Genomic DNA, 12597 nt, shown 5'->3' on the forward strand with positions numbered 1-12597 from the left:
TATGGGTAGTTATCTGATTGGTAAAATAGGATATGCTATACTCACATTGATAGGAGTAGTTACTGTCATTTTTTTATTGTTCACTCTTTTGCCAGGAGATCCGGCGCAAATGATGTTAGGCCAAAATGAAACAGAAGAACAGATAAAAAATGTACGAAAGAAGTATGGTTTTGATCAACCCGTGTATAAACAATATTTGTTTTACATTAATGATCTTTCACCGCTCTCATTTCATAGTACCAATAACGATGATTTTACTTTTTATGATAAGGAGAAATATACTGCCATTCAATTGTTTAAGACAAAGAAAACGGTTACCATTTTCAAGCTTCCATATTTAAGAGAATCTTTTCAGAAAAACGGAAAAAAAGTAAGCGCTGTAATCAAAGAGACATTACCCAATACTGCTATATTGGCGATAGTGGCAATTTGTATAGCCATTTTGTTTGGTATTTTGCTGGGTGTTATAAGCGCATTGACAAAAGACGCATGGCCCGATAAAATAATTCAGTTGTTAAGTACTTTAGGAATGAGTGTACCATCTTTTTTTAGCGCTATTATATTTGCATGGTTATTTGGTTATGTATTGCACGAATTTACAGGATTGAATATGTCAGGTAGTTTGTATGAAGTAGATGATTTTGGAGAGGGAAGATATATACAATGGAAAAATTTATTGTTACCAGCAGTTGTTTTAGGGATACGGCCTCTAGCGGTTGTTACCCAGTTAATGCGTAACTCGTTGCTCGAAGTGATGACTCAAGATTATATAAGAACCGCAAAAGCCAAAGGACTTTCTATGTTTATGGTTATAAAAAGACACGCTTTAAAAAATTCACTTAATCCAGTTGTTACTGCAATATCTGGATGGTTTGCATCCATGCTTGCAGGTGCTGTTTTTGTAGAGTACATTTTTGGATGGAATGGACTAGGTAAAGAAATTGTAGATGCACTTAACACATTAGATCTTCCCGTAATTATGGGAGCCGTATTGATTATTGCTACTATGTTTATAGTCATCAATATTCTTGTGGATATTATCTATGGATGGCTTGATCCTAGAATTCGAACATGATAATACTGGATAGTACAAAACTGTGGTGAAAAAAAGTATAAAAAAGATACCTTTTAAAATTGTATTTTTTTTACCAAAATAGATACGATAAGTAAAATAAAGAAGTGAAATATCAGTCTAAAAATGATAATTTTGCGGTGAAGAATAAAAACAATGATTGTTTCGTCAGGAGATAGTTCGATAACCACACTTTTAACCAATTATAAAATTTTAAATTAATGAGAAAAAAAATCGTAGCAGGAAACTGGAAAATGAATAACAATCTGGCAGAGACTAGAACATTACTTTCTGAGTTAAAAACCAAACTTAGTAACTCGTCTCAAACAGAAGTTATTGTAGCACCTACGTTTACCAATTTACAAAGTGCAATAGAAATATTAGATTCTTCAGAAATTACTGTAGCGGCTCAAAATATGCATCAAGCAACAAATGGAGCTTATACCGGAGAGATTTCGGCAAATATGCTTAAAAGTATTGGGATAGATACCGTCATCTTGGGACATAGTGAGCGCCGAGCTTATTTTGGAGAAACAGACGAGTTGTTATCGCAAAAGGTAAATGCAGCTTTACAGAATAAAATGACAATTATTTTTTGTTTTGGAGAAGAATTAAAAGATCGTAAAAATAGCAATCACTTTTCTATTGTAGCAAAACAACTTACAAAAGGTCTTTTTCATATAAAAGAAGGAGATTGGAAAAATGTCGTTTTGGCATACGAACCAGTATGGGCGATAGGAACAGGAGAAACCGCTTCGCCAGAACAAGCTCAAGAAATGCATGAATTTATACGAGAGACTATTGCCGATAACTATGGACAGAGTATTGCAGATGAGGTTTCTATTTTATACGGTGGTAGCGTTAAGCCCAATAATGCAGAAGAAATTTTTGCAAAACCAGATGTAGATGGAGGTTTAATAGGAGGTGCTTCATTAGATGCTGAAAGCTTTACAACTATTGCAAACGCAATTTCTTAATAATCAAAACATTCTATTTTTTGTTTTAAATAAAAAATGGATACATGTTTTATGAAAAACTTAACAAAGTATCTCTTTAATAGAGGTACTTTGTTTAGCTATTAAAACGTTTTTATAAAAGATAAAGGACTAAATATGTCAAATACAAAATATATTGGTTATACTTTTAAGGTATCACCAGTTCAACCAGGTACAGAAATACTAATAGCAGAATTGGGCTATGTTGGATTTGAAAGTTTTGTAGAAACAGATGACGGCGTGAGTGCATACATCCAGAAAGAAGATTGGGATGATGATATTTTAGAAGGAGTATATGTTTTAGGATCGGGAGAGTTTACTATTGATTATAGTTTTGAAGAAATAAAACAGGTAAATTGGAATAAGGAATGGGAAAAGAATTTTGCTCCTATACTTGTAGATGATATTTGTAGTGTAAGGGCTCCTTTTCATGACGAAGCTAATACAAAGTATGATATCATAATAGAACCCAAAATGTCTTTTGGCACAGGTCATCATGAGACCACTCATATGATGATTCAATACCTTTTAAAAGCAGACCTTACTAATAAATCGGTACTAGACATGGGATGTGGTACAGGAGTACTGGCAATTCTATCAGAAATGAGAGGTGCCCAACCTATTGATGCAATAGATATTGATAATTGGTGTTTTTTAAATACTCAAGAAAATGTAGAACGAAATAAGTGTAAACAAATATCAGTGTATGAAGGAGATGTTTCTCTTTTATCCGGACAAAATTATGATGTTGTTATAGCAAATATTAATCGAAATATATTATTAAATGATATAAAGTATTATGCAAAGTGTTTAAACACTAACGGAATATTGTTTTTGAGTGGTTTTTATGAAGAAGATCTCGATAAGATTACTTCAGAATGTGAGAAACAAAATCTGGAGTTTATTAGTAATTTGAGTAGAAATAACTGGATAGCAGCGTCTTATCGTTTAAAATAATGTTTTAATAGTTAACGCAAATGCTCTAATTTACTATATTTGCATAAAAAAGTTATCTCATATGAGTACCCGGGAAAAAGTTTTAGAAGAAGTTCTTGAAAAACCAGTAGAACAAAGTAATAGTGAGATTGTTTTGTACAATGATGATGTGAATACATTCGATCATGTAATAGAAACTTTGATATATACTTGTGAGCATACCCCTGTACAAGCAGAACAATGTGCGTTATTGGTTCATTACAAAGGAAAATGTACTGTAAAAACAGGAGTCTATGAAGAACTGGTGCCGAGATGTTCTAAGTTATTAGATGCCGGCTTAAGCGCAGAAATCATATAATAAAATAAAAAAAGCCTTTTCTAAGGCTTTTTTTATTTTCAATACATCCTATATTTATTCAGATCTAAATTAAAATTTGTAATTAAGGGATAGATTAAATAAAGTTCCTAATTGACTAAAATGATAACCAAAATAGGTGGTTTGCGGATATCGTTGATTAAACGTTACAAGATTTGATTGTTCCTGTATAGGGGTAATACCCAGTCCATTTAGAGTTGTATCATTTATCAGGTTTTGACCTGCCTGATTTTCTGCAGTAAATTTCCATTCGGGTAACACATTCAATATATTATTGATATTTATAGAAAGGTTAAATTTCTCTGATATTGCATAATTAATACCTAGGTCAGTAACGATTTTCGGAATAAATTCGGTTCTTAAATTATCGTTTAGCCCCGGATCTTTAAAAATTGCTTTCCCAAAATAAGTGTTGTTTGCAGAAAAATTAAAGTCGTTGATTGTATAATTAACTCCTAATATCCATTTGGTCTCTGGTCTAGAGGTAAAGACAGAACTTTCTGAAGTTAAATCGAAAACAGATTGCCCACCACTTTCTACTAATGAAGGATTTTTTACATTTCCCTCTCGTTCGTTTTGTATCGTATAATTTCCTGATAAGTTAAAATCTAATTTCCCATTGCCAATAACTAAATTCTTATATCCAATTACGACATCTATACCCGATGTTCTGGTATCTAAACCATTAATAAAAAAACTAGCGCTATTTAAGTTATTGTTTCTTAATATATCATCAAGAGGAGTTGTACCAATATTAATACCTTGATCGTTAATATTGGTCCCATTAATATCGGTACTTAATATAATACGGTCTTCTATTGCAATGTTGTAATAGTCTACTGTTAGATTAAGGTTATTGGTGATCTTGGCTCCTAATCCTATGGTGAAATTTGTTGATTTTTCACTATCTAATTGAGGTATCTCAAGAAACTTAGCTTGGGGAGACACATTGTTAATAAGCCCTGTTACCTGAATACCTTGCCCAGCCACAAAACTATATTGTAATTTTTGAGAGTATATTTGATGAAGCGTAGGAGCTCTAAAGCCAGTCGATGCAGATCCTCTTAAGGTAATTTTATCATTAAACTTATACCTGGAGCTTAATTTCCAAACCAAAGCATCACCAAAATCAGAGTATGTTTCTGCTCTCACAGTACCATTAAACAATAAATTTTCTGTGACATCGTAAGAAATATCAAAGTATCCTCCAAAATTATAACGATTAAAATTTCCAGAATTTTCAGGTCTGCTACCAGCAAAAGAATCTGTGCCACCACCATCATAGGATGCCAATTCGCCAGGAATTACTTCATAGTCTTCGCTTCTAAACTCTGTACCAAAAGCAATACTTATTTGATCTGTCAGTATTTTTGAAATATCAATATTACCCACTTTATGTGTAAACCTAGTTCCTCCCGAGTCAAATGAAATGGGGCTGTTTTCACGATATAAATTAGAACCTTCTGTAATCTCTCCGTCATCAACAATGCCGTTATTATTTGTGTCAACCCATGTAGAAGGGGAGTATACAAAGTTTCTGTTATGTGAATTTCTAACCGTATATTTTTGAAGGTTACTACCAACGGTGAAACTTAGATCATATATCCATCCATTTTTGTTAGATTTAAAACCAATGGTTCCGTTATAATCATTTAAAATACCATCGAATGTGGGGACATACCCATCATAATTATTGGGAACCCCGGTTGCAGGAAAGAAATCTGATAAATAAGGAAAATCGGCTAGTGTTCTCCAATAAGGAGTTCTATAGTTCGCGAAGCTATTGATACTTTTGTAAACATAGGCAGCATTAAAATAGAGGTTTGTTTTATCGAAAATATTTATATCACTATTTACAAGAAACTTTGCAGCGGCTGTTGCTGGTGAACCATTTATGTTTCCTGCGTCGGGTCTTCTTTGTAAAAATTGATTTACAAAAGCAATATCTTCTGGTGTTCCATCGGTAAAGTCATTAAGATTGAATAAATCCGCACTTATTGATGCTTTTTTCGATACGCATTTGGCGTCATCCCCGTTATTTTTTTAAAAGCAGTATGAAAAGTAGATTTTGAAGAAAACCCACATTCGAGTCCTATAGCCAAAAGACTATAATTGTCGAACTCAGCATTTAAAATAATATCCTTTACTGCTTGAACGCGATAACGGTTAATATAGGTGCTAAAATTGCCTCCCGTTACAGTATTTACAAGTTGAGAAACATAACCATTACTTATGCCTAACATCACTGCTACTTTATCACGATCCAGAGTACTGTCTTTATAGATATGCTTATGGATACAGAGATCTTCTAATTTTTGAAAGTAAGTATTTTCTTTGGTAAAGGTTTCTACTTTTTGTTCATTAGAAGCTTTGTGTGTGGTAATCTCAGTAATGCTGTGATTAGTAGTGTGATTTGGTTTTAGTTTGTTAAGTAAGGTTTTAATCTCTTTTCTGTCATTGGCTAATCTAAATTTGAAAATACCGGTATAAGCAGTCCAATGAATTAGAAATGTAGCCAGTATAATCACTCCCTTCATAACAGATGTAAAATCATAATCGAAAGGTATAGCAGAAAGTATGATCAAAATCCATGAAACAAATAAAACGGAAGATAAGTACCAAAGTTGGATGAGCCATCTTTTTTCTTGCCCGATTTTAGCATGTTTAATAATTCTATAAGAAAAAATAAAAACACCAAAAACATATACGAGTACTATAAATACGCTTACCATTTGCATAAGATTCATGGCAAATTGAAATAGTAGTGCGGTTTCTTGTAAATTAATGAGTAACTCATCTATAATATTTAAAATCAATGAGAGCAGGTAAGGCCCGAACAAGAAGAACTTTTTTTTTGAATTTTTAATGGGATGATTAGCCTGATAAACTATATATATATAAATCAAAGCGGGAAAAAGCAAGCCCGGATCCATACTATCTACAAACTGCAAAAATGGGAAGTTGTGATACACCTCCATATCATCAAAAACTTGATTTAATAATGAAGCAGACAATGAAAATATAGCGTAAGCTAAGTACTTATTTGCATTGTTTCTGAATATAGGGGATTTTAATATAATAGTCCCTAATACTACCCCTTGAAAAATAGCTATATTAAGAAAGATGGTTAAAATCAATATATGAAAATAAAAAATTTAGTTGCATTCGTTAGAAAAACATGAATGGTACATAATTATAAAAAAAATAGTTGGTTGGTTGACTCTTTTTTAACATAGACAATTCATACATCATAGGGTTGCATTTGAAATACATGAATAAGATTTATTTTTTGATGCAAAATGAATATTTAACTAATTTGATTAGCCAAAGTATGGCTGTTGTATAACAAATAGCTATTTGTATTGTGGCCAATCTTTCCTTTTTATTTCGTATCGTCTATCGGTACATTGATCCTCTTCATTATAAAACTCTTTTACAGGAAACATAGTTTTTTCAAGAATTTTAACCGATGCAATATTTTCAATATCAACATCTGCGGTTATTTTTTCAAAATTTAGTTTTTCAAAACAATACTTTACTGTTCCACTTGCTACTTCGGTTCCGAATCCATGTCCCCAATGTTTTATCCTAAATCTATACCCTAATTCCCAATCTCCTTCAGCATTAGTTAGTATTGCAGTTATGCCTATCATTTCCGAATTTCCTTTCTCGAATACTCCCCAAATATTGTCTTGATTTTTTATAGGAACGGTGCAAAGCTTTAAATTTGATCGGAATTTCTTTAGTATGTTCTCCATATCAACGGTTTGGTGAGGTGCTGGATCAATAATTCTGGGGTCAGAAAGTAATTCTACAAAGATGTCTTGGTCTTTCTCTTTTAATACATTAATTGTTAGTCTCTCAGTTTCGAAAATCTTCATTTAGCTTCTATGTTTTAATGCAATATTTGTAAGATGGCTTCTAATAAAGTGTGCAGGTATTTTGTTGTTGCCTAAGATAACAGAATGTATTCAACTTTTAGTTATGAATACCTCTTCCATAATGAGCTATAGATGTTTTATGTATGGTTATTTTTTTTGAAACGTAAATTGGCGCTCCATACGTTAATTCCATTCCGTAGTTTGGATTGTTATCAAAAAATTTGAGTTCCATTTTGATCGAAGATATCCATTCATAAACCGTGAGAAGCTTGTAGCTATACCCATCAGAAGTCTTTCCTGTTTGTAAGGCAATATCTGGATGCATTTTTAAAACCATTATTTTATCATTTAACCTGCAGCGAGCAACATTATTGGATCCAATATAATTAAGAATAAACACTTCATCATTCGGCTTCCATTCACTCCATTTACCATGATTATAACTAGACCACATATTAAACACTTTGATATCCTTTATGTCTTTTTGTCCATAACTTAAAGAAAAAAAGACTATACAAGTGATTATCGAAAAAATTAGTTTCATGCTGCCTTAATTTTTTATAATTATACCGAATAATTGTATTCGTTGCTAAACAAATATTGGATATATAAAAGTAATAGTGCGCTGTTAATTTATCAATAACATCAATTAGAATAGGCTTTTATACTATGATATTAAAAACCGTTGCACAATGGTAGAAGCATTTCCTTCAAATTGTGCAACGGTTAATTTAGCTGTTGAGGTTTTACTAAGCTATCCTTTGTTTACTGGTGACATAAGCTGTGTAGGATACAAAGCCAAAAAGTATAAAACCAAATGTTCTTTGCGTTAATCCTCTGTGTTCACTAGGATCTAACCCAGCAATCATCGCCCAAAAATAAATGAACGTTAGTGCTGCAACCAGAATAGAGATGTTTTTGGTAAAACTGTTGGTATTCCTTTCTTTCATTTCGTACAAAAATGCCAACGGTAACATCATCACAGAAATTCCGATTCCGTATAGTCCGTGCCATGGAGAACCAATTTTGTAGATGGCTCCAAATAAAAATGTAATACCAAATACGATGATTAGAAAACTTGTGATAGAAAATTGTCTTTTAAAGCTCGCCCATAATCCAATGCCATATAGGATTAGCGAAATCCCTGTGCCAAATATTCCTATGTTAAAAATGGTTCCGGCAGTTTCATTTTTATTAATCGCTAATTCGCTCACATGTTGTCCGATTTGACTATACTCCTCGGCAAAAACGCTTGCCAGGATGATAGAGCCAAAATATACTATGGGTAAATAGATCGCTTGTTTTAGTAGATTGTTTTTCATTTTGATTATTTTTTTGATTGATTGAATGATTTTTGTAACAGGCGATTACCTGTGGTTAGAAGACGACGATTTGTTATACTTCGTTACTTCTCGAGGGGTGTTTTTCTTAGGCTTGTTTCTTAAGTCTTTTTCTTTTAGTGGTTTAGTAATCCCATTTTTTCAACTTTTTTTAGCCATTTTGCTCTAAACTCTTCCTTAGAAAGTCGTATTGGGCCAACGGTCGTAGTTCGTACTTTTTTTACTCCAATAAAATTTAGAGTTAACTTTTTCATGGCATTATGACTTGGGTTTCCATAAAACCATTTGTAATACCAGGCAGGTTGGTCCAGCGTGCAAATGATTCGAGCTGTTTTGCCAGTAAAGTATTTATTCCACCGCAAAGAGTTTTCTTTTTTGTTAAAAGCAAATCCAGGAAGTAAAACTCTGTCGAGAAAACCTTTCATAATGGCTGGTACAGAACCCCACCAAACAGGATATACCCAAACCAAATGATCTGCCCACTTTAATTTGACTTGTGCATCTAGTAAATCTGGTTCTAGTTCGGTTCGTTTTCTATATCCAAATTGTAGGTTGGGGTTAAAATGTAATTCTCTAATATGAATTTCCTTTATTTCGGCATCCGATTTTTTTGCTCCCGTTTTATAAGCTTCAGAAAGTCCAAAATTGAAGCTTTCTTTGTCTGGATGACCATTTATAATTAGTATTTTTTTCATCTGTTTGTAAGAGGTTTATAATTGATGGTTTTGTATTTAGAACACTCTTTTCATTTTTAACTCAAACCGGGTACCTGTTAAATTATCAGTATTGAAGAATTTGTATAAAATAAAGCAAGTAGGTACGGTTAAAAAGGCAGTACAAATAACGAAAGTCGCGACGCTGTAAAAAATAGCTAAGGTTTGAGTACCAATTTCACCAATATAAGGTGTGGTATACTCTTGTTCCATTAAAAAATAATGATAAACAGATTGTGTATACTCATAAAAACGTACCAAAGTTTCATAGAGTAACCATGCCGGATAAAACCATTTTCTAATAGGTTCCCACCATGTTCCCCAAATTGATTGTAGTTGTTTGTTGTTTTTTTCCATGCTGTATTTCTTTTTTACAAAATTCCGGTTAATGGAAGAAGAATCATTTGATATAAATCAAATTCGTTGCTTAGGACTTCGTATCCTGCTCAACGTCTCGAGTGTAATCCCTAAATACGAAGCAATATGGGTTAGGGCAATTCTATTGGTTATTGTGGGGTGGATGCTTATAAGGTGCTTATATCTTTCTTTTGCTTTGTTGAACTGGATGGTATATAACCTTTCGCATAGTCCCAACATAGTTTCGGTCACTACTTTACTAATGAACCGTTCAAAATCATGGTGTTTATCAGAAAGCTTGTCTACGGTGTCTTTTGAAAACTCCAGGACTATCGAGTCTTCCACAAATTCGACATAATGCGGACTTGGCTCTTCACTAAAAAAGCTGATGATTGCCGCCATAAACTGATTTTCGAACGTAAACCAGTCAGAAATATCTTTTCCGTCTTTTATATAATAAGCCCTTGCACACCCTTGTACCATTAGATATGCGGTTTTAGAAAACTGTCCTTCGCGAACCACAATTTCTCCTTTTTTGAAAGAGGTAATTTTTGAATGAGCAATAAAATCTTGTTGACATGCAGTAGATAATGGAGTATATGTTTCTCCAATTTCATTCAAGAGGTGTTCACAATTCACTTTTTTCATTGACTGAGACTTTATTATACTATGATTTACTATTTATTGAACATAAAAGTAACAATAACCAGTAAAAAAGCCAGATAATACTATATATCTGGCTTTTAAATATGATGACCAATTTTTACAGTTTAAATTTTGATAGCATATGTTGAGAGAATAACTCTTTTTAAAGAGATTGTATTGATTACTTGTTAAAAGTTTAATATAAGCATGGTAACGGGACTTAAAATCTATACGATAAATAGTGTCATAAATGCTATTGTCCATTTTCTACGATATGCTTTTATATATTTTACTTCTATCATTAGTTTTGAGATGATTTCTTTAGATCATTTTTTCTGGATTGTTTTAGGAAACGGCTTTCTTTCAATATACTATTAACTATAATTATGGGCAATACAAGAAATGATGCAAATCCAGAAATTAAGATATACGTATAAAAACCTTCTGAAAATTCTTGCTTAAAATAGGGGAGTAACTTTGTAAAACCAAACACATATATAGCAAAACATATAGGCGTGATAATATAGTTTATTTTTAACCGCAATGTATAATGTTTTTTTAGGTAAGACTGAAATGCTGTACTATCTAATGAAATAAGCTGGCTTTCTTTTTGATAAAGAGAAATGAATTCTAAAACTACACGAAATGCGAGGCTAGAGATCATTAAAACCAATCCGAGAGTAAAATTATTCCATCGATGGAATGCATAATATCCTGCGTATAGAACCAATATCAAGACGGTAGTTGACATTACTGCGATCGATATATATTGGTTATTACGTTGTTTTTTGGCTTTCCTGATAATTTGCTCAGGGCTTTCATACGGTACGTCGTTTTTTTGACTATTCCATATTTGGGTTAATTGATCATTTTTCATTGGTAATACATTTTAAAAGTGCTTTTCTAATTCTGCTCAAGCGTGTTCTTAAAGCACCGTGAGCTACACCTAATGTTTCTGCAATAGTGGCTTGAGGTACTTCTTCTAGTTCTAGTAAAACAATGGACTTGTTATTTTTTGTAAGTTGATTAATGCAATGGTACATTTTTGCAATCTGATCATCATGTTTTTTTTCGTCTGTATCAACTATATTCGATGCCAATATATTTTCGTTAATATGGGTGTGTTTCTTCAATTCCCTCAAATCACCCAAACATATATTTACGGCTATTCTATAAATCCAGGTACCTATAGAGGATTCTTGTTTAAAAGATTTTCTATGCTTCCAAACTTTGATAAAAGTTTCTTGCTGCCACTCTTTTGCCCGATCTTCATCACCAGAGGCATACCCCAAACATAATCGATACACTTTTGGGGTATGTGTGTTATAGATTTCAGTAAATTCTTTTTCTATGTTCATTTAGTTTGCTAATAAAATATGTTGAACTTGTTCTATGAACCAATTGGGTTGGTCAAACATAATAAAGTGCGCAGCATTATCAGCAATAATCAAATCATATTGTGATAAATTGGCGTATTGATTTTTATAGGTCTGTGTAACCATTTCTTTACCAAAAGGTTTATCGGCTGCAAGTATGGTTACCGGGATAGTAATTTTTTTCAAATAGTTCCTTACATCTAGTTTCAGATAATCGGTATATCCATATGCATAGGTTTTTCGATCTGCCTTAATCATCCAGTTTTTTATTTTTTGTTGGCTTACTTGGTTAAGACTCATACTTTGCGATATACCTGCCGCAATTTTTTCGAAGTCAGCTTCATTCATTGCTAATAGTTGTTTGTTAAAAGGACTGTCATATACTAAGTGTTCAGGATTAAAATTAGGAATCATAATTGCCCCAGCGGCTGGTAGTGCATCTACAAGGATAATTTTTGATAGCTTATTATTTTCTTTACTTGCGAGCCATGTGGCTATAGTTCCTCCTAGGCTATGACCAATAATGGTTAAATTTTCTAGTTTTTGTTCATTAATATAATCTTCAAGAGCTTTATTAACTTTTGGAAGCCAGGGAAAACTTATAGGCTCTTTACCTCCAAAACCTGCAATCGTAACCACATGGCACTCGTATTTTTTTTCTAATTGATTAACTGTTGTGTCCCAACTATCACCAGGTACCGCAAAGCCGGGGATTAACATTACCGGTGCTCCTTCACCGGTAACTTTTACATGAATGGGTTGATGGTCTTCTTGTGCCTGGATTGTTAAAGAAAGAAAGATGGCTAAAAATAAAATGATGTTTTTCATGATTTTTGTATTTAATTTTTGCTTTAGATGCAGAAATCAAAAAATGTTACATCATTTTTATTTTTTTTTCTTTCTTCT

The 12597-nt window shown here is 32.7% G+C and carries 15 protein-coding genes; 4 read left to right on the plus strand and 11 right to left on the minus strand.

The annotated features are described in order from the left end of the window. Nucleotide 1 precedes the first annotated feature (1 nt). The 4 genes from ABW636_RS16215 to ABW636_RS16230 all read left to right on the plus strand — a co-directional run bounded on the left by ABW636_RS16215 (nt 2) and on the right by ABW636_RS16230 (nt 3361). Nucleotides 2-1075: an ABC transporter permease gene (locus tag ABW636_RS16215; RefSeq protein WP_367591113.1), complete on the plus strand. Its 1074-nt coding sequence runs from the start codon at nt 2-4 to the stop codon at nt 1073-1075. A gap of 218 nt (nt 1076-1293) precedes the next feature. After that, nucleotides 1294-2049, plus strand: coding sequence for a triose-phosphate isomerase (gene tpiA / locus ABW636_RS16220; RefSeq protein WP_367591114.1), 756 nt, complete (start codon nt 1294-1296; stop codon nt 2047-2049). 135 nt (nt 2050-2184) lie between these two features. After that, nucleotides 2185-3024 carry a 50S ribosomal protein L11 methyltransferase gene (gene prmA / locus ABW636_RS16225; RefSeq protein WP_367591115.1) on the plus strand — a complete coding sequence of 280 codons (840 nt, stop codon included), beginning with the start codon at nt 2185-2187 and terminating at the stop codon, nt 3022-3024. A 61-nt stretch (nt 3025-3085) separates the two neighbouring features. Next, the gene (locus ABW636_RS16230; protein WP_367591116.1) at nt 3086-3361 is read left to right on the plus strand and encodes an ATP-dependent Clp protease adaptor ClpS; all 276 of its coding nucleotides are present in this window, start codon (nt 3086-3088) and stop codon (nt 3359-3361) included. Nucleotides 3362-3430: 69 nt separating this feature from the next. Here ABW636_RS16230 and ABW636_RS16235 read toward each other — a convergent pair whose 3' ends face one another. The 11 genes from ABW636_RS16235 to ABW636_RS16285 form a co-directional block, all read right to left on the minus strand. Beyond that, complete coding sequence (locus tag ABW636_RS16235; protein ID WP_367591160.1) at nt 3431-5377, minus strand: TonB-dependent receptor plug domain-containing protein; 1947 nt, start codon at nt 5375-5377, stop codon at nt 3431-3433. After that, nucleotides 5374-6195: a helix-turn-helix domain-containing protein gene (locus tag ABW636_RS16240; protein WP_367591117.1), complete on the minus strand. Its 822-nt coding sequence runs from the start codon at nt 6193-6195 to the stop codon at nt 5374-5376. Before ABW636_RS16240 ends, ABW636_RS16235 begins: the two co-directional genes overlap by 4 nt. 537 nt (nt 6196-6732) lie before the next feature. Next, a complete protein-coding gene (locus tag ABW636_RS16245; protein WP_367591118.1) occupies nt 6733-7260 on the minus strand; it encodes a GNAT family N-acetyltransferase in 528 nt (175 codons plus the stop codon). Between the two features lie 97 nt (nt 7261-7357). Then, complete coding sequence (locus ABW636_RS16250; RefSeq protein ID WP_367591119.1) at nt 7358-7804, minus strand: hypothetical protein; 447 nt, start codon at nt 7802-7804, stop codon at nt 7358-7360. Nucleotides 7805-8009: 205 nt separating this feature from the next. After that, nucleotides 8010-8582, minus strand: coding sequence for a DUF998 domain-containing protein (locus tag ABW636_RS16255; protein WP_367591120.1), 573 nt, complete (start codon nt 8580-8582; stop codon nt 8010-8012). 134 nt (nt 8583-8716) lie between these two features. Continuing rightward, nucleotides 8717-9295, minus strand: a complete 579-nt coding sequence (locus ABW636_RS16260; RefSeq protein ID WP_367591121.1) for an NAD(P)H-dependent oxidoreductase — start codon at nt 9293-9295, stop codon at nt 8717-8719. A 36-nt stretch (nt 9296-9331) separates the two neighbouring features. Then, nucleotides 9332-9670, minus strand: a complete 339-nt coding sequence (locus ABW636_RS16265) for a hypothetical protein (protein ID WP_367591122.1) — start codon at nt 9668-9670, stop codon at nt 9332-9334. Between the two features lie 57 nt (nt 9671-9727). Continuing rightward, the gene (locus tag ABW636_RS16270) at nt 9728-10318 is read right to left on the minus strand and encodes a Crp/Fnr family transcriptional regulator (protein ID WP_367591123.1); all 591 of its coding nucleotides are present in this window, start codon (nt 10316-10318) and stop codon (nt 9728-9730) included. Nucleotides 10319-10616: 298 nt separating this feature from the next. Beyond that, nucleotides 10617-11192: a hypothetical protein gene (locus tag ABW636_RS16275; RefSeq protein ID WP_367591124.1), complete on the minus strand. Its 576-nt coding sequence runs from the start codon at nt 11190-11192 to the stop codon at nt 10617-10619. After that, a complete protein-coding gene (locus tag ABW636_RS16280) occupies nt 11182-11673 on the minus strand; it encodes an RNA polymerase sigma factor (RefSeq protein WP_367591125.1) in 492 nt (163 codons plus the stop codon). Before ABW636_RS16280 ends, ABW636_RS16275 begins: the two co-directional genes overlap by 11 nt. Further along, the gene (locus ABW636_RS16285) at nt 11674-12519 is read right to left on the minus strand and encodes an alpha/beta fold hydrolase (protein ID WP_367591126.1); all 846 of its coding nucleotides are present in this window, start codon (nt 12517-12519) and stop codon (nt 11674-11676) included. Between the last annotated feature and the right edge of the window lie 78 nt (nt 12520-12597).

This window comes from Aquimarina discodermiae (assembly GCF_040786235.1).
In the GTDB taxonomy this organism is placed as follows: Bacteria; Bacteroidota; Bacteroidia; order Flavobacteriales; family Flavobacteriaceae; genus Aquimarina.